This window comes from Arthrobacter sp. DualSoilB13 (assembly GCF_055389195.1).
Map to the genome: position 1 here is coordinate 4,283,288 of NZ_AP035865.1, position 25,550 is coordinate 4,308,837.

15 protein-coding genes are annotated in these 25,550 nt (G+C 61.5%); 7 read left to right on the plus strand and 8 right to left on the minus strand.

What is annotated here, in order from left to right; genetic code table 11:
- Positions 1–105: 105 nt before the first annotated feature.
- From ACZ5J0_RS19810 to ACZ5J0_RS19820, 3 genes are all read right to left on the minus strand, one after another.
- Positions 106–3,948, minus strand: coding sequence for an NPCBM/NEW2 domain-containing protein (locus tag ACZ5J0_RS19810; RefSeq protein WP_464093871.1), 3,843 nt, complete (start codon positions 3,946–3,948; stop codon positions 106–108).
- A gap of 180 nt (positions 3,949–4,128) precedes the next feature.
- A complete protein-coding gene (locus ACZ5J0_RS19815) occupies positions 4,129–4,785 on the minus strand; it encodes a response regulator transcription factor (RefSeq protein WP_308196358.1) in 657 nt (218 codons plus the stop codon).
- Positions 4,782–6,062 carry a sensor histidine kinase gene (locus ACZ5J0_RS19820; RefSeq protein WP_166841987.1) on the minus strand — a complete coding sequence of 427 codons (1,281 nt, stop codon included), beginning with the start codon at positions 6,060–6,062 and terminating at the stop codon, positions 4,782–4,784. Before ACZ5J0_RS19820 ends, ACZ5J0_RS19815 begins: the two co-directional genes overlap by 4 nt.
- Before the next feature lie 194 nt (positions 6,063–6,256).
- On the opposite strand from ACZ5J0_RS19820, the gene ACZ5J0_RS19825 reads away from it, so the two are divergent.
- Together ACZ5J0_RS19825 and ACZ5J0_RS19830 are read left to right on the plus strand one after the other, a co-directional pair.
- Positions 6,257–7,336 carry an ABC transporter permease gene (locus ACZ5J0_RS19825; protein WP_464093872.1) on the plus strand — a complete coding sequence of 360 codons (1,080 nt, stop codon included), beginning with the start codon at positions 6,257–6,259 and terminating at the stop codon, positions 7,334–7,336.
- A gap of 24 nt (positions 7,337–7,360) precedes the next feature.
- Positions 7,361–8,062 (plus strand): ABC transporter ATP-binding protein, encoded by a 702-nt coding sequence (locus ACZ5J0_RS19830; RefSeq protein ID WP_464093873.1) that lies wholly within the window; start codon positions 7,361–7,363, stop codon positions 8,060–8,062.
- An 80-nt stretch (positions 8,063–8,142) separates the two neighbouring features.
- Here ACZ5J0_RS19830 and ACZ5J0_RS19835 read toward each other — a convergent pair whose 3' ends face one another.
- The 5 genes from ACZ5J0_RS19835 to ACZ5J0_RS19855 all read right to left on the minus strand — a co-directional run bounded on the left by ACZ5J0_RS19835 (position 8,143) and on the right by ACZ5J0_RS19855 (position 14,039).
- A complete protein-coding gene (locus tag ACZ5J0_RS19835) occupies positions 8,143–9,588 on the minus strand; it encodes a phytoene desaturase family protein (RefSeq protein ID WP_464093874.1) in 1,446 nt (481 codons plus the stop codon).
- A complete protein-coding gene (locus ACZ5J0_RS19840; RefSeq protein WP_464093875.1) occupies positions 9,581–11,098 on the minus strand; it encodes a glycosyltransferase family 87 protein in 1,518 nt (505 codons plus the stop codon). The genes ACZ5J0_RS19835 and ACZ5J0_RS19840 overlap by 8 nt, the downstream gene beginning before the upstream one ends.
- 156 nt (positions 11,099–11,254) lie before the next feature.
- Positions 11,255–11,395 (minus strand): hypothetical protein, encoded by a 141-nt coding sequence (locus ACZ5J0_RS19845; protein WP_464093876.1) that lies wholly within the window; start codon positions 11,393–11,395, stop codon positions 11,255–11,257.
- Positions 11,396–11,991: 596 nt separating this feature from the next.
- A complete protein-coding gene (locus ACZ5J0_RS19850; RefSeq protein WP_142937308.1) occupies positions 11,992–12,573 on the minus strand; it encodes a histidine phosphatase family protein in 582 nt (193 codons plus the stop codon).
- Positions 12,570–14,039: a CCA tRNA nucleotidyltransferase gene (locus tag ACZ5J0_RS19855; RefSeq protein WP_464093877.1), complete on the minus strand. Its 1,470-nt coding sequence runs from the start codon at positions 14,037–14,039 to the stop codon at positions 12,570–12,572. The genes ACZ5J0_RS19850 and ACZ5J0_RS19855 overlap by 4 nt, the downstream gene beginning before the upstream one ends.
- Before the next feature lie 196 nt (positions 14,040–14,235).
- On the opposite strand from ACZ5J0_RS19855, the gene ACZ5J0_RS19860 reads away from it, so the two are divergent.
- The 5 genes from ACZ5J0_RS19860 to trxA all read left to right on the plus strand — a co-directional run bounded on the left by ACZ5J0_RS19860 (position 14,236) and on the right by trxA (position 20,166).
- Positions 14,236–14,739, plus strand: coding sequence for an NUDIX hydrolase (locus tag ACZ5J0_RS19860; protein ID WP_026005276.1), 504 nt, complete (start codon positions 14,236–14,238; stop codon positions 14,737–14,739).
- 26 nt (positions 14,740–14,765) lie between these two features.
- Positions 14,766–16,778, plus strand: coding sequence for a murein biosynthesis integral membrane protein MurJ (murJ, locus tag ACZ5J0_RS19865; protein ID WP_250820380.1), 2,013 nt, complete (start codon positions 14,766–14,768; stop codon positions 16,776–16,778).
- Between the two features lie 139 nt (positions 16,779–16,917).
- Positions 16,918–18,618 carry an ABC transporter substrate-binding protein gene (locus tag ACZ5J0_RS19870; RefSeq protein WP_142937305.1) on the plus strand — a complete coding sequence of 567 codons (1,701 nt, stop codon included), beginning with the start codon at positions 16,918–16,920 and terminating at the stop codon, positions 18,616–18,618.
- Between the two features lie 229 nt (positions 18,619–18,847).
- Entirely contained in the window at positions 18,848–19,804 is a 957-nt protein-coding gene (gene trxB / locus ACZ5J0_RS19875; protein ID WP_464093879.1) for a thioredoxin-disulfide reductase, read from the plus strand.
- 35 nt (positions 19,805–19,839) lie between these two features.
- The gene (trxA, locus tag ACZ5J0_RS19880) at positions 19,840–20,166 is read left to right on the plus strand and encodes a thioredoxin (RefSeq protein WP_024818839.1); all 327 of its coding nucleotides are present in this window, start codon (positions 19,840–19,842) and stop codon (positions 20,164–20,166) included.
- The last annotated feature ends 5,384 nt before the right edge of the window (positions 20,167–25,550 follow it).

Here is a 25,550-nt window from a genome sequence, read left to right on the forward strand (position 1 = left end):
TTATGCCCCGTTCCCCTGACACTTTCTTGTTGTGCCCGTTAGACGGACGGCCGTCGCCAGCTGCCCCGGACGGAGGCAGCGGGCGACGGCGGTCTGCACGTCAGGCTACGAAGCGCACGTGAACTTCGCATCACCCCAAACACCATGAGCGCCGTTGATGGATCCGGAGGGGTCCACCACCAATTCCACGTATGCAGCACCCGTGAGGTCCACGGATACGGCCTCAGGGGCGAATCCTGGAGTGTACGTCCGCGACTGGTACTTGTTCACGCCGTCGGCATTGACCTTGAAGATGATGTTGCCGCCGAAGCCACTCTCGAGGCCCACCTGCGAGGTGAAAGAGGTGCACTTTCCTCCCAGGTAATAGGTGATCTTTGAGGCAGCATGAACGCCCAGGCCCTTACTGAACACAGGCTGCTGACCGGTTACGGGATCCGTGTAGTTGATGGCCAGCGGCTTGTCCGGGGACGACGCCGAGTCCTTGTTGGCAACGTTCTTACCGATTACGCCGTAACCGTTCAAAGCCTGGACCCACGGCGTGTCCGAGGCGTACACCGTTCCAAGCGGGACGTTCGGCAACGGCTGCGATGTCACTTTCCAGTCGAAGAACTTCACGCGGGTGTCAGTGGGCAAGGTGACGGAGGCCAGCTCTTTGGTGGGGTTGAGCCGGACCGTGTTGGAGAAGGCCTGGTATTTGTATTGCGTGTACTCCGGCGACGGTCCGTTGGCGTTGTTGCGGCCTTGTTCCGAGACTGCAAGCACGGCGCCGTTCAGGACCGACGGCTGCAACCAGTTCGGGAAAAAGATGGATTGCTGCTCGGTGGTCCCGTCCGCGTACGTAAGCGTCAACACCGGGCTGGTTCCGTTGCCCACCGCGGCCGATCCGAGCACTGCCAAGTGCGTTCCCTTGCCCTTGACTGCAATGGTTTGCGCCGACAGCGCCACCGAGTTGGGGACATCGGGTCCGACGGCCGGCCACGTGTAGTCAACCTGCGTGGGCTTTCCGGCGTCCACCGTCACCGTGCTGCCCGGTTGGACTCCACCGGCAGGAACCGTAGCGGCCGCCAGCTGTTCGGCAGCGAAGGTGGCCCCTCCGCCGTCGAAGTTTCCTAGTGCCTTGCCCGCCACGGTGGTGATCGAGACGGTGTTGTAGGCGGCTGCCAAGGAACCGTAGGCGACATAGATCTGGTTGCCGCCGGTTACAGACTGGTTGGATCCGGATGAAGCGTACGACGCCGATACCCGAACGGTCTGTTGGCCCGCCTTCGCGCTGGTCCCCGGCTTGATAACGAACGTGGCGGTTGCAGTAGCGCCGCCTTCCACCTTGGCGGCTGTCGCGCCGGAGGAAGAGACCACAGTCCAGCCCTCAGGGAGCACCGGAGTCAGCACCACGTTGCTCTTTGCCTTGGTTCCAGTGTTCACGAAAGCCGCGGTGACGGTGGTTTCCTGATCCTGGAAGACCTGCTGGCCGGTGGTCACACGAACCTCGGCTGCGGTGTCCTCCTGGCTCTTGCCGCCCAACGGACCGGCCTGCTGGAGCTGGACTGTGGCGGACTGGTTGGAAGCGATGGACCCTGTCTTCACCCAGATGGTGCCGTTGTTGGCCTCATCGAAGAACCAGCCGGTGGTTGCTGCGGCGTAGGCGGCCTGGGTGGCGTGCTGGGCGAGCTTGGTGCCGCCGATCCTGACGTCCTTGGGTGCTGCGCCGGCGTGGACTTTCAGCTCGTAGGGACGGGCTGCAGCCTTGCCGGTGTACTCGCCTTTCCGTTCACCGATGGAGACCTTGACGCTGCTGTTGCCCTTGCCCGGGGCGTCCACTGCGAACACCTGGCTGGACGATTTTCCGTCTTTGAATTCGCGGGTGACCTTGTCATCCTCGTACAGCGTGAAGGTGTCCTGGCCCTGGGCGTAGACGTCCAAAGTGATCATGGAATCTTCGGGTACCAAGGACGCGTTGCGCGCCACGATGCCTTGCGGGATCACCGCTCCGGCACGGACGAACACCGGCAGCTTGTCCAGCGGCGCGTCGTAGCCGTTCAGGATCTGGCCGCCCTGGTAGAGCTTGCCGGTCCAGTAATCCACCCATTGGTGTCCTGCCGGGAGGAAGATGCCGTTGCGGACATCGGTCTGGGTAAAGACGGGTGCCACCAGGAAGTCGGAGCCCAACATGAACTGGTTGTTCGCCTCGGCACCATAAGACCACTGCTGCTCGGGGAACTCGAGGGCCATGGAGCGCATCATGGAAACGCCGCTCGTGGATGACTCCTGGGCCAGCGTGTAGATGAAGGGCATGAGTTGCTGACGGAGCTGGAGGTACTGGCGGTTGATGGCCGTGGCTTCGTCACCGTAGAGCCACGGACGCTTGTCAGTGGCTGCCCAGCCGGACATGGAGTACAGCGCCGGAGCGAAGGCCTTCCACTGGAGATCGCGGACGTACGACTCAGCGGAACCGCCGAAAATGCCGTCAACATCGCCCGTGGTGAACGCCAAACCTGAGTTGCCTGCGCCGGTGAGGGCCGAGACCTGCCAGCGGACGGCGTCGAGGTTTCCTGAATGGTCACCCGTCCACTGCATGCCGCAGCGCTGGGAGCCGGCCCAACCTTCCACCATCAGCGAGGTGCCACGGGCGTTGGAATACTGTTCAATGCCGCCGTGCGCGGCCTCGCAACCGGTGAGTGCTTGGCGGTAGCCCTGGCCTACCCACGCGACGTCCAGCTTGCGGAGCCGGACGCCGGCCTCGCCCACTTCGTACTCCTGGTTGGTCAGGGAACGCTGCGTCCAGAGGCCAACCTTGAGGTCGGTTTCTTCCTCGATGTTGCTCACGGTTTCCGGGAGTTGCTGGTACTCGCAGCCGTAGCCGTCGTTGACCAGCATCCAGCCGGCGGGCATGTCGTTCTCCACGAACTTCCGGGCCGTCTTGATGGCGTCGGGCGTGCGCTGTTTGGCGCCGTCGGGATCGCCGTAGCCCGAGGAGGAGTACCCCGGGTTGGAGCGGTTGTAGCAGTCGGCGTCGCCGTATTCCAAGGCGTAGACCGGGGGCATCATGGGCTTGCCGGTCAGCGTGGTATACGCGCCAAGGGACTGCTTGTAGTCGCCCACGAAATAGTAGGCGTCGAAGCGCTTTTCCTCGTGCGTGGTGGTGGGCTGGCCGCCGAAGTTGTAGGAGCCGCGGGCGAAGGTGTCGCGAAGGACGCCGTAGCCCTTGGAGGACATGTAGTACGGCACGGCGTTGGGGTAGCCGTCGTCGTCCCAGTCGAAGTTCTTGGCAATGTTGATGAGTGCGCCGGTGTGCACGGAGCGGCCGTTCTGCATGCCGCCGCCGATGAACTGCTCGCCGTCCTGCTGGGCGAGGTGCTGCGTAGCTGAGTTGGCGCCGAAGGTGATGGGGGCGGACTCCTCCAGAACCAACGAGCCGTCAGTCCTGAGAACCCGAAGCTGTGTGGTGGCTTTGTTGATCTCGACGCTGATCTTGGCAGTTTTCAGGACCAGCCAGTCGCCGTCTGTGACTGTGGGTGTGGTGCCGGGGAACTTATCCTTGCCCACCACGATGTTGGCGGTCCTGGCCGGATCGCCTTGGTCTGTATTGGCGGGATCGGTGAATTTTCCGCTGGGGTCAGCTTCCAGGCGGAAATTGCCGTCGTCCAGGAACGTGACGCGGATGGCGCCCTTCTCCGCGGAAAGGTTGACGACGTTGCCGGACTGGGTAAACCCGGTCACCGCTCCGAGGGGTACTCCGGCGGCATCGACAGGGACTTCGGGGGTGACGGTTTTAATGGCCGCGGGATCACCTGGAGCGGCATTGGCGGCCGCGGCAAAGGTGAGTGCGGGGATGGTTCCTGCGAGGAGCAGCGAGGCTAGGCCGAGGGAAGCGGCCTTCCTGACTAGCTTTTTGGTGCGTCCGGAGCTGCCGGGGGCAGTGCCGGATAAGCCCAATGTGGGTGCGGACATGTGAGGCCAACTTTCGACGAGTGACTTTTTGTGATCTAACTCATAGCGAAACGTGCACTAATCATCACTGCAAAAGGATCAAAGGTCAACCGTTTAACCAAAATTCGTACCCGACTGAGTCGCATTTGTGCGCGTTTTGGGCGCTCAAAACGCGCACAGGTGCGACTCAGTTGGGGAGAGTCAGCGCGAGCGGATAATCCTGCGCTGCGTCGCGACGGCTATGGCAGCGGTCCGGTTGTCCACGCCGAGCTTCGAGTAAATGTGCACCAAGTGGGTCTTCACCGTGGCCTCGGAAATGAAGAGCTGTTTAGCCATGGCACGGTTGCTCATACCCGTTGCCAAGAGCTCCAAAAGTTGGACTTCCCGGGCGCTCAAAGCCGGGGAAGGATTCCGGATCCGGCCCATGAGCCGCGCCGCAACCTCCGGTGCCAACGCGGTTTGCCCGGCCGCCGCGGACAACACGGCCTGCCGGATCTGCTCCGGCGGGGCGTCCTTCAGCATGTAGCCACTCGCACCAGCCTCCACGGCGGCGAGGATGTCGGCGTCGGTATCGTACGTGGTCAGAATCAGCACCGGCGGCGGGGGAGTCCCGGCCTCGCCCGCCTTGATCTTCTCCGTGGCCGTCACGCCGTCCATGCCGCTGCCCATCTGCAGGTCCATGAGCACCAGGTCCACGGGCTCACCCAAAGTATTGAGCTTGCTGAGTTCCACCAGCGCGGCATCACCGTCAGCTGCCTCCGCAACCACGGTCACCCCCGGGAAGTCGGCGAGCATGGCCCGCAGTCCTGCCCGAACAACCGGGTGGTCATCCACCAACAACACCCGAATCTCACTCACGCGGCACCCCCATCCGCCGGCAACGGCACCCGGATCGCAACCACGGTCCCCTCACCGGGCGCCGACTCAATCTCCAGGCTGCCGTTCAATGCGGCCAGCCGCTCACGCAAACTCTGAAGCCCGACGCCGGTTCCGTCGCCACGCGCCGTACCGGCCGCCGTCGAGGGCTCGAATCCAATCCCGTCGTCGAAAACGTCCAAGGTCACCTCAGCGCCCAGGAAAGACAGGGTCACGACGGCGGTGCGCGCGTGGGCGTGCGCCCATACGTTGGCGAGGGAAGCCTGCGCGGCCCGGAGCAGGGTGGTCTGGTACGTATTCGGCAGTTCCATGGGCGTACCCACCAGCTCGAAGCGGCAGCGCAGCGCGGACCCCCGGGCAGCCGCCTCAGTCTCCGTTTTCTCACAGAGGCGGCTGAGGGTATCCACGAGTCCCGAGCGCTCAAGATCCGGCGAACGCAGGCCGCGCACAAAGCTCCGCGCCTCGGCAAGATTGGCAGACGCCGTGTCCTGAACCGTTCGTAGCCGCTCCCGTGCAGCACTGGCGTCGCCATCGTCCAACGCTTTCTCGGCGGACCTGCCCATCAGGACAATGCTTGAAAAGCCCTGCGCCAAGGTGTCGTGGATTTCCCGGGCAAGCCGTTCGCGTTCGGCCAGCATTCCGGCGTCGTGCTGTGTCTGTGCGAGTTCGGCGCGGGTTCTGCGAAGCTCGTCGGCAACAGCGCGCTGATTCTCGGCTTCGACGAACAAAGCGCGATAGGCCAAGCCCGTGACCACCGCGAATGCTGCCCCGAACACCGGTCCAAGGACCATCGCAAGCTGCAGGCCGCCGTCGGACGAACCCCGGCTATGGAACCACAGCGTGCCCACCAGAAGCGCAGTGCTCACAGCAATCGCGGGCAAAGCAAGCGCGCGGGGGAGCAGGTGCAGTTGCAGGAAGAACAAGGGGAAGGCAACCCATGCGAAGTCGCTGCTGACTAGGAGGAGCAGCAGCCATAGGAGCATCACCGCGCCAAGCCACCAGCGTGCGTAGGGTGTGGGATTGAACCGGGTGGGATGGCTTGCATGGCGTTTTTCCAAGAGAGTCCCGCTGAGGTACACCAATGCCAGCAGGGCCGAAAGACTTAGTCCGGCAATCACAGCAACAGCCGACGCCGGACCGTTGGTTCCCATTCCCGTCACCAAGCGGACAACGGCCACCAGCAGCAGAACCGCGAAACCCAGATGAAGGCTCACGCGCAGCACGCGGAGGATTGTGGCGGCGCCAGCGGGAGACTGCATGCTTCACAGCGTATCCCCGGCGCTCCCTCCATAAACCAAATTTCGCGCCCCAGGGCCTGAATCAACCATTCGGATGATCGCCGGTTCAACCCCACGATGCCAGCCGATCCATCCGGCTCCCGATGCCCCTGCGGCCTATCGCCGGAAGAGTTGAGATAGCCGGGATCAAGCCCGCATTGAATCGAAGGAATCCGATGTTTCTTGCCATCCGCGACATCCGCTTCGCCAAGGGTCGTTTTGCGCTCATGGGCAGCGTGGTCGCCCTGATCACGTTGCTGCTGGTCATGCTCTCCGGGCTGACTGCAGGCCTGGGCAACCAGTCGACGTCCGCGCTGGGGGCCCTGCCTGTGCAGCAGATTGTTTTTGGTGCACCCGCCGGAGGTGATCCAAAGGCCTCGTACACCGAATCCGAAGTTTCCCCTGTTCAGCTCGGAGCCTGGCGGGACCAGCCGGGTGTGACGTCCGCGGAGGCGCTGGGAATCAGCCAGACCCGTTTCCAGTCGTTGGGTGGCGGGGGGACCCCGACCGGAACCGCGAACGTCGCAGTCTTTGGCGGCGCGATTGCTCCATCGGCTGTGGAGGACGGGACGGTGGTGGTGGGTGAGTCGCTGGCCAAAGAGCTGACGCTGGAAGTTGGCAGCCGGGTTCGTGCGGGCGGGACAGACCTGACGGTTTCAGCCGTTGTGGAGGACCAGTGGTACTCGCACACCGGCGTGGTGTGGACAACGCTGGAGACCTGGCGGACCATCGCCCACGCAGCACCTGGCACCGCAACGGTCATCACCGCAACCTTCGACGCCGGAGCTTCCGTGGACCTCGACGCCGCCAACGCGGCGGCCGGCACGGTCAGTACGGACCCCGCGGGTTCGTTCCAGGCACTTGCCTCGTACAAGAGCGAGAACGGCTCACTCATGCTGATGCAGGCATTCCTCTACGGCATTTCGGCCTTGGTGATCGTCGCGTTCCTCACAGTGTGGACAGTGCAGCGCACACGCGACATCGCCGTCCTCAAGGCGTTGGGGGCTTCGTCCGGCTATGCGTTGCGGGACGCCCTCACCCAGGCGGCCATGGTGCTGCTGGCAGGAGCGGCTGTGGGCGGTCTTCTGGGCTTGGCCGGCGGAACGTTTGCGGCCCAGGCCGCACCTTTTCTGATTACACCCATGACCACGCTGCTGCCTATTGCAGGAATCATCCTCCTGGGCCTGGCGGGCGCAGTCCTGGCGGTAAGAAGCGTCACCACAGTGGATCCGCTGTTGGCACTCGGCGGCAACTAAAACATTCCCAGAAAGGCATGCATCGTGAGTACAGCATTGAACCTGGTCAACGTTTCCCTCGAATACCCGGACGGCACCTCAACCCTCAAGGCGCTGGACGCCGTCAACCTCAGCGTGCACAGAAGTGAGTTCCTCTCCCTTGTAGGACCCTCCGGTTCCGGCAAGTCCTCACTTCTCGCCGTCGCGGCGACCCTCGTGAAGCCCTCGGCCGGGCTGGTGATCATCGACGAAGAGGACGTCACCGCCTTTTCGGACGCCGAACGCACGGCCCTTCGCCGGGACAAGGTGGGCATCATCTTCCAGCAACCCAACCTGCTGCCGGCACTGACCGCCGTCGAGCAGTTGCTGATACGTGAGCACCTCCGGGGCAAGCGTGTGCGCGGAGAACGGGAGAAAGCAGCTGAGCTGCTGGAGGTCGTTGGCCTGTCCGACGCTGCGCATAAGCGCCCACACCAGTTATCCGGCGGCCAGCGCCAGCGGGTGAATATTGCCAGAGCCCTTATGGGAAGCCCTACTGTTCTTCTGGTCGACGAGCCAACGGCCGCGCTTGATCACGAACGCAGCGAGTCGATCGTCCGGCTACTTCGGCGGGTCACCAACGAGTTCCGCACCGCCACCGTCATGGTCACTCACGACACCGAGTTCCTTCCCCTCACCGACGCCGTCGCGACTATGAGGGACGGACGCATCAGCCGCGCCTTGGTTCCGTCGGCGCAACCCAACTAACTAGCAGCAGTGCGCGTTTTGAGCCGTCAAAACGCGCACTGCTGCGACCTAGGTGGGTGAGGCGGCGTAGTCAGGGGTGGTTACAGTCCTACGCCTAGCCCAGGTACGCGCATTCTAAATATGTCCTTGAGGGCATATCTTGCCGCGTGATACCCGGACATTCCCGTCACTCCGGGCCCCGGCGGAGTAGACGAGGAACACAGGTACACGCCGGAAATGGGGGTTCGCCACGGCACGTTGGAGACCACCGGCCGTTGCACCAGGCCCCGCAGGTCCAACAGACCTGCACTGAAGTCTCCCCCAACATAGTTCTCGTTATATGCGGACAGTTCCGCCGCCGTCGTGGTCTTCGATGCCACCACGACGTCGCGGAAGCCAGGCGCGTAACGCTCAATGCGAGCCATGACGGCTTCGGCCATATCCACGGTGGAGTTCGCAGGTACGTGGCAATAGGACCACAGAACGTGGCGGCCCTCCGGTGCCCGGGTGGAATCAACCACCGATGGCTGGGACACCAGAACGTACGGCTCCGTTGGGTGTTTGCCCATGTCCACTAGATTCTCCGACTCGGCCATCGCCAGCCTCGAACCACCAACGTGGACCGTCCCGGCCTTGGCCAATCCAGGGTCGCGCCACGGAACGGGTTCGGACAGGATGAAGTCCACTTTGCACGCTGCATTCCCGAATCGGAATGTTTCCAACGCCCGGCGGTAGCGGTCTGGAACTTCCGCACCACCCACGCGCGCCAGAGTTGGCGGGGCAACATCCAGCAGTATCGCCTTAGCGGGCCGGACTTGGTCCAAGGAGTCCACGCGCTCACCCACGTGGATTGTGCCACCGTGGGCCCTGAGGTCGTCAGCCATTGCTGTGGCGATGGACATCGAACCGCCAACAGGTATCACCCAACCACCTGCGTGGGCCAGCACGCTGAGCAACAGTCCGGCACCCGTTGAACTGAGGGACGGTTGCGAGCCAAGGGCGTGGGACATCACACCCGTCAACAGGGCCGGTGCGGCGTCCTCGCGGAATCGTCGCATCCAGAGCGGCGTTCCTTGATCCAGGGTGGCCAAACCGAACCTGACAGCCGCCATGGGATCCTTTGGAATGCGCAGGAGTTGGTTGGACGTAAACTCCACCACCCCGTCCACGCGCTCCAGCAGGGGCTGCAGCAGCCGACGGTACGCCTGCCCATCGACGCCCAGCTCCTGCACCGTTCGATCCAGGGATTGGTAGGCCAGGGCCGCCCCTCCACTGTCCAGCGGTGTCCCGTGCTGGACCTCCGGCAGCTGCAATTCCACGCGCTTCGACAACTCAAAAGCGCGGAAGAAGGGGGATGCCACAGCCATGGGATGCACGGCCGAACAGACGTCGTAGAGGTATCCGGGCTCCATCAACTCGCTGGTCCGCGATCCTCCGCCGATCGCATCAGCGGCCTCGTAAACGTGGACGCTCAGGCCCGCGCGCGCCATCACCACTGCGGCCGCCAGGCCGTTAGGACCGGCACCGACGACGGCGACATCAACCATCGCTGTTTACCTCCGTACGCTGGGGTGCTTTGGGATCGGTAGTCTCCACCGTAGCCCGGGGACGCCACGGCAGGACTGACCGTGACGGGCGGAACACATCGAGCCGCAGCCAGTCCCGGGTAACGTCGAATGGTCCCCCATGCGGATCATCCTCGCCATGGGCGCGGAGTGGGTCTTGGGCGGGATCCCAAATATCCATGACCACCCGTGCCATGAGATAGGCGGTGGCCACCAAATGCAATCCCACGGCCAAGACGTAGTAGGACATGTCGATGTTGTGCTGGACGGAGCCGCCACTGGTTGTTAGGCCCAAATACATCCAGACGGCCGCCCAGTGGAGCCCCTCAGCCGCCTGCCAGATGAGGAAGTCGCGCCAGCGGGGCCGGGCAAGGGCAAGCAGCGGTATGAGCCATATGACGAACTGCGGGGAGTACACCTTGTTGGTCAGAATGAAGGCGGCAACCAGAAGGAACATCAGTTGGGCCAACCGGGGTCGTCGTGGGGAGCAGAGGGCCAAAGCACCAATAAGGACGCACGCGAGGACGAACAGGGACAGGGCCAGCGCGTTGACGGTTGCGCCGTCAATCTGAACCCAGCGAACCCGGTCAGCCACGAGGTTGTAAGCGAACCACGGTGAGCTGTACCCGGCAGGGCGGTTTTGGCTGAATTCGAAGAAGTATCCCCATCCCGATGGATTCAGTGCTGCTATGGGCAGATTCACTGCCAGCCAGGATGCCAAGGCTGTACCAGCAGTAATGAAGAATGCGCGCAGCTTGCCGGTGCGCAAAGCCAGCACCAGCACTGCACCAAGTAGGAGGACCGGATACATCTTGGTGGCCGCTCCTAAGCCGATGAACACACCGGCCAGGATCAGCTTGTCCCGCGAGAAGAAGTAAATGGCCAGGGCCAGCAGTCCCACGGCCCACATGTCCCAGTTGATGAATCCGGCCAGAATGATCCCCGGGGCCACTGCCACCATGGCGGCGTCCCAGGGGCGGAGCCTGTTGATCCTTGCGGTCAGGAGCACCGTGACGATCCAAACGGCGACTATCAGTGTTGCGTTGATGTCGAAGTAGCCCAGCACGCGCTCGTTTCCAGCGCCTTGGCCGGGCACGAGCAGGGCCGTGATGCCGGCGATGACGCCCATCACCGCCGGGTATTCGAACAGGCTGCCTTGGGTGAAGAACGGAAAGGCACCGTCACCCAGGCCGCGGTTCCGGAAAAGCTCCGGAAAATCCGAATAGCACGTCGCATAAAACTGGCCGGGAGTCTCCCAGCCACGGACTCGGCAGTAGTCCTTGGCGAGCACAGCCAGCAGTGCAGCGAATACGGTGAGGATGATCAGGACGCGTTCCACAGTGAACGGACCGGACGCCACCTTCCCGGGGGAGGAGTGTTTCCCCAAGGGCCCGCCCACAAGTTCAGTGAAATTTCGAAGCAGGGAGTCACTGCGGCTTGGAACCACAAAGCGGGCACGTTTTTGCAGCCGGTGAGGCTTCGTCTCCTGCATGGGATCGAGCTTACAGTCCTCCGGGGTTCCACGAGATGAGGAGTTCAGGGGTTCCCCACGTTAAAAGGGGAGGAGCCCACGCGTAGCCGCGTGGGCTCCTTGAGGTTCAGCATCAATGTGTGGCATCTGAACTCCTTCGGGCTCAGCTGTTGGGTATCAGCGGATGAGTCCCATCTGGTGCAGGACAACGTAGACGTCTTCACGGCGTTGGTCGAGCAGCTGGCCGTTAAACAGAATGCGGTCCTTAGGAGCGTTGGTGCTCTTGAAGAAGCGCATGTCTTCTGGGCGTTTTCGCATGATTCACCTCCTTTCGGGAGATATGTAATCGGAATTTAGGCGCAACAATGAGAGCCATATGAATTCACAAGAAATCAAGGCGAAGAGGGCATAAATAGCCGAGGCTAATGAAGGGGATTTGCGGACCGAGTCGAAAGGGATTCGTCGTGCAATAGCGCGTGCTTCCGGCAGTCGACCCAACAAGAAGCTGGTTCCGAACTATGGGGAAACTGCGCACCCGCGGCATGCTGCGTGGGTCCGCGCCTACAACTGACTACTCAGCCATCCAAAGACAGGAGGGCCTTAAGAAATACCGCCGGCAACAAGCCGGTCCGGTAGATCAGGAGTGGGTCAGAGAGCAAAAATGGCGTCGATCATCAGCAGAGGCCGGGGTAGCAGTGACGGTCAACTTCCGTCCGCTAGTCAAAGTAATCATTTTTCCCAACCTCCTTCCGGCCTTTACAGCCTGCTGTGGCATTGTCCCGGTTGACTGAACCGGGGAATGCGCGCCTTGTTCCCGGCGAGTCGCTCTGGGAACAAGATATAAGCTACCCCATGAAGAAGGAGTTTGACCAGCGAAATTGACTAATTCGCCAAAAGTTTTCTTAAATTCGTGTTTAGAGGCCCCAACGCACAATTGCAGGCGTCCGCTTATCCCAGCCGAGGGTGCACACTTTGGCCGTTCCCAGAATGAAGTGTCGGCCTTCGCTTGCATCCATTTCGAGCCAGCGGGCGGTAAGTATCCGGGAGAAATGACCGTGGGCCACTATCAGAACGTTGTCCATTCCAGATTCCAGGACTCGTCCAATGATCTTGTCGGCCCGGGCAGCAACCTCATCCAGGGTTTCCCCGTTGGGTACGCCATCTGTCCAGATGAGGTAGTCCGGGTTGTCCTTGCGGATCAGGTCCGAGCTGATGCCTTCATAGTCGCCGTAGTTCCATTCCACTGCCAGCGGCTCATGGACGGCCTCCGGGTAGCCTGCGAGTTCTGCCGTGCGGCGGGCGCGGCGCAGGGGTGAGGTCAGGACGAGGTCGAAGTCGATGCCTTCCAGGACCTTGCGCGCCTCCACAGCCTGCTGCTCGCCCTCAACGGTGAGGGGAAGGTCAGTCAGACCGGTGTACTGGCCGCTCTTGGACCACTCGGTCTCGCCGTGGCGAAGGATCCAGAGTTGCGGACGCGGTGAAGTCGCAGCGTTCATGAGGGCTCCTCAGTTTCGGTCAATGGCTCGACGACGGCGGACTCGGGTTGCGCTTCCCACCACGCCAGGAGTTTCTGCTCGGCTTCCTCGGGGGAGAGTGGTCCGTGTTCCATGCGTTCTTCCAGAAGGAACTTGTAAGCCCGTCCCACCACAGGACCAGGTTTGAGTCCCAGGAGTGCCATGATCTGCGCTCCGTCAAGGTCGGGGCGGACGGCCGCCAATGATTCCTGTTCCAGAAGCTTCGAAATGCGATGCTCAAGGTCATCGTAGGCGAAGGACAAGCGGTCGGCCTTGCGCTGGTTACGCGTGGTGACGTCGGACCGTGTGAGGCGGTGGAGGCGTTCCAGCAAGGGACCGGCGTCGGTCACGTAGCGGCGGACCGCGGAGTCGCTCCAGCCGGCATCGCCGTAGCCATAGAAGCGCATGTGGAGTTCCACCAGGCGGGACACAGCTTTGATCGACTCATTGTCGAAACGCAGTGCCTTCATTCTCTTCGCCGTCAGCTTGGACCCCACAACATCGTGGTGGCGGAAGCTGACCGCGCCGCCCGGTTCAAAGCGGCGCGTAGCCGGCTTGCCGACGTCGTGCATCAACGCGGCGAACCGCAACAAAAAGTCGGGGCCGGGAACCGGGCCGTCAGGACCCGTTTCCAAGGCAGCAGCCTGCTCCAACACCTGCAGCGAGTGCTGGTACACGTCCTTGTGCCGGTGGTGCTCATCGGCTTCGAGGCGCAGCGCGGAAACTTCGGGGAGCACGAACTCAGCCAACCCGGTGTCCACCAGGAGATCAATGCCCACACGGGGGTGCGCTCCGTTGATGAGCTTGACCAGTTCTTCCCGAACACGCTCGGCGGAGATGATCTTGATGCGGTCGGCCATTTGGGACATGGCCAGCCGGACGTCGTCGTGGACCGACACGCCGAGCTGGGAAGCGAAACGGGCCGCGCGCATCATGCGCAAGGGATCGTCGGAGAATGATGACTCCGGGGCACCCGGCGTGGCGAGCTCCGAGGCGTGGAGGTCGCGGACGCCGCCGAACGGATCCACGAGTTCAAGGCTGGGCAACCGCAGCGCCATGGCGTTGATGGTGAAGTCGCGGCGCAGGAGGTCGTCCTTCAGGGAGTTGCCGAACGCCACCACGGGCTTCCGCGAATCGGGGTCGTAAGCTTCGGCGCGGTACGTGGTGATTTCGATCTGGAAACCACTCTTCTTCATCCCGATCGTGCCGAAAGCACGGCCGATTTCCCAGAAGTTGTCCGCCCACTTCTTGATGACGCCAATAGTCTGATCCGGCGTTGCATCGGTGGTGAAATCGAGGTCCGGGGATGTCCTTCCCAGGAAGAGGTCGCGCACAGGTCCACCCACCAGCGACAGCTCGAAGCCGGCATCGACAAAGCGCTGCCCGAGGTCGAGCACCACCGGGTCGATGGTGAAGTTAACTGAAGAGCTGTCCAATACGTGCGCCATAGTCCCTTAAGCTTGGCAGATTTTTACTCGGCAGTGGGCCACTGTTCCATGCGAAATCAGGCATGTGTCCACAGACCATCGCCCGTAGTCCATCTTGTGGCCATGTCCCGGTCATCACTCCGGGGCAAGAGTCGTTAGAGTGGACCTCATGGCCAACCCGATCCCGAGCGCTCCTGGCAGGAGGACAAACGCACCGTTGCCGTCGGCAATCGGTGCACACGTCGCGCCTGCCCAGCAGCACCCGGTGCAGGCCTCGCTTCCCACTGTGGAGGAAGTGTCAGCCGGCGGTGTAGTAGTAGACACGTCCGACGGCGAACTCCGGGTTGCGATCATCGCCCGCCTTAACAGGGGTGGCCGGCTTGAGTGGTGCCTCCCGAAGGGCCACCCGGAAGGTCGCGAGAACAACGAGGAAGCCGCTGTACGCGAGATCGCCGAGGAAACCGGCATCGAAGGCAGCATCCTGGCGCCCCTGGGCAGCATCGACTACTGGTTCACCGTGAGCGGCCACCGCGTCCATAAGACCGTGCACCATTTTCTTCTGCGGGCAACGGGTGGAGAGCTGACTATCGAGAATGATCCGGACCAGGAAGCCGTTGACGCCGCCTGGGTTCCCATCCAGGAACTGGCCCGAAAATTGTCCTTCCCGAATGAACGCCGCATCGCCGATTTGGCACGGGAAGTGCTGCCCGAACATCTCTGACCCGGGTACATGGGACGATAAAGGCGATGTCTGAAGCCAAAACCACCCAGTCCGTTCAGTCCGGAGAAGCACGTTCCAGCGCCATCATGGCCGCAGGAACGCTGGTTTCCCGGTTCCTTGGCTTCGCCAAAACGTGGATGCTCGGCGCCGCCCTCGGCCTGGGTTCCACCATCAATGACACGTTCATTAACGCGAACAACCTGCCGAACCTGATCTTCCTGCTGGTTGCCGGCGGCGTGTTCAACGCCGTCCTGGTCCCACAGATCATTAAGGCCAGCAAAGCCCCGGACCGCGGCGCGGACTACATCAGCCGCCTGCTGACACTGGCAGTACTGGTGCTTTTGGCGTTGACGGCGCTGGTGACACTGGCGGCACCCTTAGTCATCGACCTCACCACCCAGGGCTACTCCGAACAACAAAAAGCCCTGGCAGTGACCTTCGCTTTCTGGTGCCTACCCCAGATCTTCTTCTACGGGCTCTACGCCCTTCTCACGCAGGTGCTGAACGCCCACGGAGCGTTCGGCCCAGCCATGTGGGCCCCCATTCTCAACAACCTTGTGGCAATCGCAGGCCTGGGCATGTTCATTTGGCTTCTGGGCGAGAACGTCTACAACCCCCACACCCTGGACAATTGGGGGCCCACGCAGACGCTCCTGATTGCCGGCTTCTCCACTTTCGGTGTGGTCGCGCAGACTGCCATTCTCCTCATCCCCGTCTTCCGTCTGCGCCTCGGCCTGCGTCCGCGGTTCGGCTGGCGCGGCGTTGGACTCGGCCAGGCAGCAAAGCTGAGCGTCTGGACGCTGGCGACCGCCGCCGTCGGACAGTTGGCGTTCCTGTACGTCATGAGGATCGCCACCATTCCCGGTGCCGAGCGCCTCCGTCTGAGCAACGCGGGCAATACCGTGGCCGCGGCGGTTCTGCCCGGCAACGCCGTCCTGGAAGTCGCGAGCCAGCTCTACCTGTTGCCGCACTCGATCATCGCTTTGTCCTTGGCTACCGTCCTCTTCAACCGCATGACACGTGCGTCGCAGGACGGCAACAAAGCCGAACTGCGGGACGCCCTGTCCCATGGCCTCCGCACCATGGCGGTCGCCACCGTTTTCGGTGCCTTGGCGCTGTTCGCGCTGGCCGGTCCCCTTGGAATGTTCTTCTCCGGTGGCGAGCCGCAGGACGGCGTCATGCTGGCGCAGACGCTCACCATCCTCGCGCTGAGCACACCGTTCCTGAGCGCCAACTTCATGATGTCGCGGGTGTTCTACGCCAACGAGGACGCCCGCACGCCCCTGTACGTCCAGTTGTGGCTGGCTGTGATTTACGTGGTGGGCGCGTTCTTCATCCAGTTCCTCCCCGTGGGCCAGATCATCTACGCGATCGCCATCCTCTACACACTGGGCAACATTCTCTCCGTGGTGATCAGCGTGGTGTTCCTGCGCCGCCTGCTCGGTCACCTCGACGGTCCCCGGATCGCCAATTCGTACATCCGCATGGGCTACGCAGGCTTGGGTTCCGCGCTTGCCGGCGCAGGGGCTCTGTGGCTCCTGGGAAGCTACCGTGCCGACGGCTTCGCATGGAGCAGCCGCCCGGCCGCCCTGGTGACCGTAGTCGTCGTCGGGCCTGTCATGCTGCTCGCATACCTGGTCCTCCTGCGCGTCTTCCACGTCACCGAACTGCGCGACCTCCTGCGTCCGCTCATGGGTCGTCTGGGTCGCGGTGTTCCCGCGCCCGTTGGCGCCCCCGCGGAACCCACGACGCCGGCACGCGCCACTGTCTCGGACGATACCGGTTTGATTCCGCGCATCTCCGGTGAGTTCGATGCCGCTTCCTTCAGGGCAGGGCCGGCGCTTGCACCCCAGCGCGCCGCCGAACCCACCGAAGACTCGCCCGAGGCGCCCAAGACGTATCTTCCAGAGGAGGACACGCCCAGCACAGCCCGTGGCGGCAGGTTCAAACCACAGGTCCCGCTGCCGGGTCGACGCACCTACCAGGGCGACGCCGGACAGAATCCTTACTTCCCCGCGCGTGGAAACCACAAGAAGTAAGCCGGTGCCGCCAACGTGGGCGGCGGACCTCAATCCGCTAGGCTAGAAACGAATATAGGTAGTTGCAGAAGTGGCACAACCGGTCAGCCGGGTGCGCCATGCGCAGGACCGCAGCTCCCGGACAGCCTAGGAGGAACACGTGTCCCACCCGATCGACGTCGGATCAGTACTTGGCGGCCGCTATAAGGTCACGGCCAATGTACTGACCTCGCATGACCAAGATCAGGTGCTCGACGGCGTGGACCAGGTCCTCAACCGTCCCGTGAGCATCCTTGTTGCCGGTCCTGGAAATGCTGAGCAAGTGGCCCAGAGCGCCCGCGAAGTAGCCACAGGGGAGCGTCCGGGCCACGTTCAGATTCTGGACCTTGGCATCAGTGAGAACACCACCTACCTGATCACCAACCACAGCACCGCCCCGGACCTCCTGGACCTGGTGGTTGCCACCAACCCGCCTTACATCGAGCCCTTCTTCACAGAGACGCTCGGTAGCGAAATCTTCGGGCAGCCGCGGACCTATGAGCCTGAGACGTACGACGGCCTGTACGAGGATGACGAGCACGAAGCCGAATACATCCAGTACGACGAAAACGGATACCCCATCCCGTCGGAGTATGACGAGCCGGAGTCTGAGCCTGCCGCGCCAACACGAGCAGCGCCGCACGTGCCGCCCATGCCTTCGTCCAGCCCGTCCTCGCCCAAGAGCGGCATCGCGGGCAAGCTCGCTGCGGCTGCAGCCGGAGCCGGGGCAGCGGGCGTTGCCGCCGCTGCGGCGCTGAAGCACGCGGGTTCCAAGAACAACGACGCCGGTGCTGCCGCGAACGGTTCTGCCGGTGCTTCCGGCGCTGGTTCTGCCAACGCTGGTTCTGCCAACGCTGGGAACGGAGCGTCGCCTGCTACCGCGTCGCAGCCTCCCACCCAAGCCGTTTCCTCGCAAGCTGCCAGCCCTGAGCCTGCTACACGTGAGCCTGTCAGCCGCGATTCGCGTACGGAACCCAAGGTTTCGCTATGGTCCGAAGAGGACTACGGGTTTAGCGACCGAGGAGCAGCAGCTGGCTCTGCCGGTGCAGCTGCTGGTGGTTTCGGAAGCCGCGGCAACGGCTCCGGCTACGATCGGACGGCGAACACCTTCCCGGCATCCTCCGCTGTAACCGATGACTACGAGGACGAGGAAGTTTACGAGGATGATGCTCCTGAGAAGGAGCCGCGTTCCCTTCGCTGGCTGGTAGGTGGCCTCCTTGCCGCCGTTTTGGTGGTGGGACTCGTCCTTGCTGTCACCAACCTTGGCAGCCTCCTGCCGAGCGGGGCACCGGCTGCAACGCAAAGCACACCCGCGCCTCAGACCTCCGCCCCGGAGACTGAGGAGCCTGAGCCAACCGAGGCCCCGGCGCCTGCCGCGCCGCCGGCCATCGAAGGGATCACCCGCCTGGGCGACTTCCCCTTCGCTGCCACCTATGACAAGGACCTTGCCAGGGCCTTTGACGGCAACGCCGCCAGCTACTGGTCAGATATGGAATTTGCGTCGGCCAACTGGGGCGGGCTCTTCGAAGACATGCCGCTGGTGGTCAAGCTCAAGGAACCCACAGAGGTGAAATCCGTTGTCCTCAACCAGTTGGGTGGCTCCGGCGGTAGCATCAGCGTCTACACCAACGATCGTCCTGCCATGGATGGTGCCAAGCTGGTGGGAACCAACAGCTTCACCTCACCTGAACTGACCATGCCGCTTGCGGCACCGACGCAGACCCAGTACGTCATTGTGGTCATCAGCGCCCTTCCCAAGCTAGCCGCCCCGAAGACGCGCTTCGGATTCGGTCTGCGCCTGGCAGAGGTCACCGTTCAGTAGCAGCACCCAACTTAGTAGCAGTTGAGGCCGTTTTGACTTATCAAAACGGCCTCAACTGCTACTCAGTTCAGTGTCACCGCTTAGATTCGCTACGCGTGCAGACGGTACCCTGAGTGATGGTGGCCTTCACGGTCCTCAACTCCAACGGAATATTTGGAACGCAACAGGGGTTGAGTCAGATGGCTGCCCCGAAAGCCGCAGCATCGACTAAGGAAGAGGTTCACGCCAAGTGAGCATTGCAGAAAACAGCGCATCGCAGGTGCGTGACGTCATCATCGTAGGTTCAGGCCCTGCCGGCTACACAGCCGCTGTTTACACCGCCCGTGCCAACATGAAGCCTCTGCTCATTGCCGGTTCGGTCACTGCTGGTGGCGAGCTGATGAACACCACAGACGTTGAGAACTACCCGGGTTTCCCCGAGGGCATCATGGGTCCGGACCTCATGGAGAACTTCGAGAAGCAGGCCGCTCGCTTCGGTACCGAGATCCTCTTCGAGGACGTCACCGAGCTGGACCTCGACGGCGACATCAAGACCGTGACCATCGGTACGGGGGAGACCTTCCAGGCGAAGGCCATCATCCTGTCCACTGGTTCGGCCTACCGTGAGCTCGGTCTGGCCAACGAAAAGCGCCTTTCCGGCCACGGCGTTAGCTGGTGTGCAACCTGCGACGGTTTCTTCTTCAAAGATCAGGACATTGCCGTGATCGGTGGCGGAGACTCTGCCATGGAGGAAGCACTGTTCCTTACCAAGTTCGCGAAGTCCGTTACGGTTGTCCACCGCCGCGATACCCTCAAGGCATCGAAGATCATGGGTGACCGTGCCCAGGCTCACGAGAAGATCAACTTCGTCTGGAACACGGGCGTTGAGGATGTGCTCGGCGAGGACAAGGTCACCGGCCTGAAGCTGAAGAACCTGCTCGATGGTACCGAGTCCGAGCTCGCAGTCACCGGCGTCTTCGTGGCCATCGGCAATGATCCCCGCACGGACCTAATCAAGGGCACGGTGGATCTGACTCCTGAGGGAACCATTGCTGTGGAGGGCCGTAGCTCCCGGACCAACATCAAGGGTGTCTTCGCCGCGGGCGATGTCATCGATCCCACCTACCGCCAGGCCATCACGGCTTCGGGCTCCGGTTGCGTGGCGGCCCTCGATGTTGAGCACTACCTCGCAGACCTGCACTCCTAAAGCTGCATCCAAGCAACCATACGAAGGGAAAAGTTATGAGCAACGCAAAAGACGTAACTGACGCAAGCTTCAGCACGGATGTCCTGGCTTCCGAGAAGCCGGTCATCGTGGACTTCTGGGCAGAGTGGTGTGGCCCCTGCCGCAAGCTCGGCCCGATCCTCGATGAGATCTCCGTTGAGTACAGCGACAAGGTTGACGTCGTGAAACTCAACGTCGACGACAACCCCGCCATCGCCGCAGAGTATGGCATCACCTCCATCCCTGCCGTGTACCTGTTCAGCGGGGGAGAAGTTAAGAGCACTGTCATCGGCGCCAAGCCGAAGCAGTTCTTTGAAAAGGAATTTGCGGACGTCCTGTCCTAACCATCGGACTAGCTGAGTCCGACGAGAACCGGCGGTTCCTGCTCCAGAAGGAGTGGGATCCGCCGGTTTTTTGCTGTTCTCAGAGGAATGAACCAAAATGGGTCGCTTTCGCAATGTTCTTTCGCTGAGAGGCTTCCAACGCTCAGGGGAATTCGCGAGAAACTTCTCCTGACCTGGGGTAGGGAGAACTTCTTTACCTTCCCAGCAGTGATAGCCTCCCAGCCACACCGCGCACTCACATGGCCACTCGGAAGTCCATTTTCTCGTCAAAGGCGGCTTGCCCCGGCCCTCTCGCAAACCCGATCCTCCCAAGCCCTATCCTCGAGTTTGAACGAAACCATGTGGTCCCTTGTTCATCTGATAGGGGTCCACAGAGAGTGTTGGGTGGGGCTCTTCTGATAGATGCTGAGCCCAGATTTTCTATTACTGTCGATTCGCCGGGAGAGCTGCGACCAGGGGAGGGCTGAGTAGCCCGCAGAAAGCCCAGCGCTGCCGTTGATTTCTAAGGAGCACAAGCAAAGTTGTGTTGGGGAGTCGGGCCTTCAACCTGCTCGTGAGCACGGGTAGTCCCGGGAAAGCCTGAATAGGCGGATCAATTCACGGAGCACCTGCCTACTCAAGCGGAACATATGTTTCACGTGAAACAGCGAGGTGTCCGATCAACAAGCTTCCGACAAACCCGGCGATATCGCCTGCGGTCGACTATGAAATCGCGCCCGTTTCACGTGAAACAATGTCACCTGGTTACGACGTCAGGGACCTCATAGCGAGTCTTAGCCAACAGGGTCCTTGGGCCAGGAGCCGTACGACGATATCCAGATAGTGGTGCGCCTTCCAGTCGTCAAAGCAACGTGCATTCTTCCCCTTTTCCAATCTCCGCTTGAAGATCAATTCGGCGCACTAGAGCATGAGCTACAGCAGATCTGGCAACGCAAAGCATGACTTCTCATCGATAAAAGCCCAAAATGCAGGGAACAACGACGGTGAGAAATCTAGTTGTCCACAGCAGTGACGGGTACCTCGGCATCCTCAACCACCCACAATTACACAGCGCTTCGATTCCGGAGCGCTCCAGAGCTCTAGACGGGGATGCGGCCGGCTAGGGTGCTCTAACGCGCCTTGACGATGACCCTCTTCGCCGTCCACGCCGCCTTCTACAGCCTCGTTTAGGCTCAAGCACCCTGAATGCCTAGGACAGCTTGTAGAGCAAGGGAGGATCGTGCACAAGCGCCCTGTGGCTGCCATGCGGGGTGCAGGGGCCCTGGGCCACACGGCGCTGCAAGGGGCACTACAGCGCCTAGGGACCCTGCGTAACCATGGGGCACCCCAAGGGATGACAGAGCTGTTAAACGGATTGCCTCCGTCTATCCTTTCCTCACCCCGCCCAATTCCCGACTTATCCCTGGCTTATCGTTGCGAAGGACAGGCTTATCACCTACCCAAGGCAGTGAGTACCAGAGGGCCTTACTGACTCTCTGTTGCTAGGGACGCATGGTCCGCACCGCTCCCGTGTCGCGCTTAACGTAGAGACCCCGCCCCAGCCCACCAGCTTTACACCGCCAGAACAACACCAGTTCGCTCCTAACGACTAAAGGAGAGGCAGTACCGTGGGGCGTGATGGGACCGCACGCATTCTTGTTTTGGCAGAAGGCAGCTGTTGCCGCGTCATTCACAGAACCAGCACGAGAACTGCCTTGAATCGGGCAAACCTTCTGGATTCGGTCCTCTTGCCCATTCGAACGGGCGACGAGTGCATGCCTGGAAAGTGCCGATGCGGGACAGTGTTTCACGTGAAACACAACATGAATCCAACTCCGCACCCCCAAGCTAGTCCCGAGGCTGACACATCAGCAATGTTCAGCGATCAGCAGACGTGGACGACCAGTTGGTCAATGTGACCTTCTCGCCAATCTGGGCATCAACCGACCCACTCCACCCATGGCACCGAATTGCCAGGAGATGAACGCTAAGTTCACAGGATGCAGAGCACACCCTGCCCGATATCGCGATGGCGGTGGTAGCCACATCTTGATTCAACCCCGCAGGCAATCCGATACCAGCGAAGCACGACGGATCTCTCCATCAGACTTCTATATGCCCTTTCTAACACCGATGTCAGGGATTCGCCCTAGCCCTCCGTCAGGGACCTCGTCCTTCGACTTCAGCCTCACTCATGCAGAGTCATTCGTTGGCCGACCCGAACGGCTGTCGTTCCTTCTGGTCCTCCGCTACTGCTCCACAGGGAAGGCTGTCTGCAAGCAGAGAGGACGCGGTCAAAGGCAGAGTCCAGTAGCCTTCTTCCAGAATGCACGGCCATCGTAGATGAGATGACAGTGCCCCAAAGCATTCAAGCTTCCAGCCTAGCTACTCGTTTTGGCGAACTCAGAGCATGCCCCCAGCGCCGCCCGTTCGCCGAAAGTGGTCAGCGACGAGTCGAATGTTTCACGTGAAACGAAGCGCCCAAGTAGGTTACTGTTTCACGTGAAACGGGATGGGATGAATCGCAGGGTACGCCGACGTCATACGCGTGATTACTCCTAGACGCGGCTGTGGCGCAGGCCGTCGCTGGCCCCATGGGGCGCGGCTGTAACGCTTGGCCGAAGCACGATGCCTTGCTGGCCGGCATGCGTCCCACGCGCCGGCAGGTGCCCAAGGGGGTCTCCAGGGTATGTATCAGCTGCGGAGTGGCATCGATGAGTCCTGGACTCTGCAGGGCACGACGCTCCGATCACGTAGTGCAATGCCACCCCTACGCCAACATCATGAGCCCAAAATTCCATCGATACATCGGATGTATTTCACTATGCATTCGGAGGCTGGAGTATAGGACTAGACGAACGCATGGACCTGGGCGACTCTGCGTTCGACTCCTCATATCCAGCCGCAATTCAAGCGAGCACCAGAATTCTCAGAGGGGCGGGTGGACGGGCCCCGGTACAGCACGCGTAGCGTCACGGATACCCGCCAGCCAGCATGAACTCGCATCATGTAGTGCTCGTCAGCAGCAGCATCCCACCTCATCCTTGAGCAACTTATACACAGCGTTATCCACAGGCTTATCCACCGCGCATGACACACCCTACATTCGCCTCCCCTCGGGGCATGGTCACCTCGAAAGTGCGGCATGGTGCCGTCCCCGTGGGGTGAATGCATTGCGCCCGGAAGCGCAGCGGGTAGGCCGCATTCGGGCCTGCAAATGCAATAGAAAGAGGGCTATTCCGGCAATATTGCGATCGAAAACACCATGGCCAATTCGGTTGCCAGTTGTTGGTCCTCAGTGTCGACCGTGACTCAATGATTCACATGAAGGCCTTGTTCGTCGTGGGCGATGGGCCCGACGAGAATGCACATCCTTCCACATAGTTATCCCCATAGTTATCCACAACGATATCCACCGGGATATCCACCGTCGGCAGAGGGTCTGCGAGGCCTCCAAGACCACCCTGCGGAACCGTTCGCGAAGTGTTTCACGTGAAACACTCTTGACGTGCCCGCGCGAGCAGTCCTGATGGCCACGCGATGCCATGGCGGTTCTGTCAAAGCACGGGAATGACCAGCGCCTCCATCACCTCCATCACCTCCATAGGCAGTCGACGGCGTGACGCCACGTCACGTGAATCCACTGGGCAACGTCGGACCTATTGTGGGAACAATCACTACGTTGCCTTGTGCTCGCTCAAGCATTTGACCGAGGCCTGGCAGGCTCTCAGTACGCTACGTCCCCCCAAGTCGTCAGCCGTGACACTGGTGTGGCCCAGATATAGTCAACTGAGAGCTCTAAGAAAGACTCGGTATGCTTCTTGTAGTCACCCGACCATGATCTAGGGCCGTCGTCCACGTTGCCCTGAGGAGATCGACGGATACCTCGACGGCCCTCCAGACCGACATACCCGCATGGGCGCATGGGGGCATGGCCGCATGGCCGCATGGCCGCATGGCCCATGTGTAGCCCATCGCACATCGCTTCTCATAGCTATGCCAACCCACGCCTCGAAGTATGGGCTTGAACGTCCACATAAGCCCAGGCCCGGGGGAGCATTCCGTCCACCACGCTTCGTACGCCGGCGCTTGCGTTTTCTACCAGGCATAGGGCAGTTTGACAATGTGGCGCACCTGGCATCACGGCATCCGAGAGAAGCCATACTGATCCAACAGGCACCAGGGGGAACCGGCTCTCCGTCACTGTGAAATCGGAGGCTGCTTGGTCGAAGCCCACAATCGTAGCCATCGCGGTTGCCGGGAGAGTGGGAGGGCCGGCGAGGTATCTTTTGCCGCTCTTTCTCCACGAACGGGCCCCCTACGCGTCATGCCTTTGGTTCCTAGCCAGTCATAGGCACAGTAGTTGGCCGCAACACGAGACGGAGTCCATGGCGGCCTCCTCCGGTAAGGCCTCCTTACACGAATGAATGTCCACATCACGAGCTTGGACCCTCTCATTGGGGGTGTCAGAACCTCCGCGCCCGCGTTTGGTCACGACGCTCCTCAACGCTCGACTGCTACCGATCCACTAAAGTTTAGGTAAAACCAGATGAGCCCAGATTGTTTCACGTGGAACGGTGTGCTGATCTGCACCGGACGGGCTTCGGTTTAACTCGGATCGTTGGCGCCTGCGGGGGATTCAGCGATCTGTGGCATCCGCCGGATCAACGAAGGCGTACTACGAGCTCTCAGAGTCGGATATCCTCAACGTTCAGCTCCAGTAGGGTCGCATCTCTGGGTCATGCGTCGACGCCCCGTTTCACGTGAAACATCCCCTGTAACTTCCCTCCGAGATGTAAACGCCCACTGCCTGACCACCCGGGACGGAGGGGGCCAAATCGGAGCCCGGACCGCCGCTTACACCTACTCCTGGGAGTACCGGAATACTAAGACGGGGCACGCCATTGATGGACTCGTTATCAGCGTTGGTACCCAGAACGCCACCACAAGTGCAGAGCCGATCGTTCTCGGCACTAGACCCGGCGAAGTATCCCAGTCTCCTCCTGTGTTGGTACTGGGTGGCAACACAGAGAGAGACCTGCTCTCCGAGGGATTGTCACTTCTTTCCAAACCTAGATTCGATTCCCTGAAACCCAATGAAGTCCTGAGAGCCATTTGAAGAATGCTCACTGATTTCGTCGAATAGGAACCACCACTCCCTAGGAACCGTTGCGATGTTTCACGTGAAACAGGGTAAGAGGGGGCTGACTCGCGGCCTCGCTCGCGTCCATCTGTGCCTTAGAACCTGCACCACACCCGAACCGTACCCAAAGCCCATCTAAACCCGACAGGAAGCGACCATTTTGGCCTCGGCCATCCATCAATCCTTCGTACCAATGAAGGCAACTAGCGAACCGCGGGTCACTGTTCCGTAGATGACATGGCCGACCAGGACCGAACTCCTG

What these genes read in the sequence shown, in the direction of transcription:
- ACZ5J0_RS19810 (WP_464093871.1), bottom strand. Translation starts at nt 3,948, where the DNA reads ATGTCCGCACCCACATTGGGCTTATCCGGCACTGCCCCCGGCAGCTCC.
- ACZ5J0_RS19820 (WP_166841987.1), bottom strand. Translation starts at nt 6,062, where the DNA reads ATGCAGTCTCCCGCTGGCGCCGCCACAATCCTCCGCGTGCTGCGCGTG.
- ACZ5J0_RS19825 (WP_464093872.1), top strand. Translation starts at nt 6,257, where the DNA reads ATGTTTCTTGCCATCCGCGACATCCGCTTCGCCAAGGGTCGTTTTGCG.
- ACZ5J0_RS19835 (WP_464093874.1), bottom strand. Translation starts at nt 9,588, where the DNA reads ATGGTTGATGTCGCCGTCGTCGGTGCCGGTCCTAACGGCCTGGCGGCC.
- ACZ5J0_RS19840 (WP_464093875.1), bottom strand. Translation starts at nt 11,098, where the DNA reads ATGCAGGAGACGAAGCCTCACCGGCTGCAAAAACGTGCCCGCTTTGTG.
- ACZ5J0_RS19845 (WP_464093876.1), bottom strand. Translation starts at nt 11,395, where the DNA reads ATGCGAAAACGCCCAGAAGACATGCGCTTCTTCAAGAGCACCAACGCT.
- ACZ5J0_RS19850 (WP_142937308.1), bottom strand. Translation starts at nt 12,573, where the DNA reads ATGAACGCTGCGACTTCACCGCGTCCGCAACTCTGGATCCTTCGCCAC.
- ACZ5J0_RS19855 (WP_464093877.1), bottom strand. Translation starts at nt 14,039, where the DNA reads ATGGCGCACGTATTGGACAGCTCTTCAGTTAACTTCACCATCGACCCG.
- murJ (WP_250820380.1), top strand. Translation starts at nt 14,766, where the DNA reads ATGTCTGAAGCCAAAACCACCCAGTCCGTTCAGTCCGGAGAAGCACGT.
- trxA (WP_024818839.1), top strand. Translation starts at nt 19,840, where the DNA reads ATGAGCAACGCAAAAGACGTAACTGACGCAAGCTTCAGCACGGATGTC.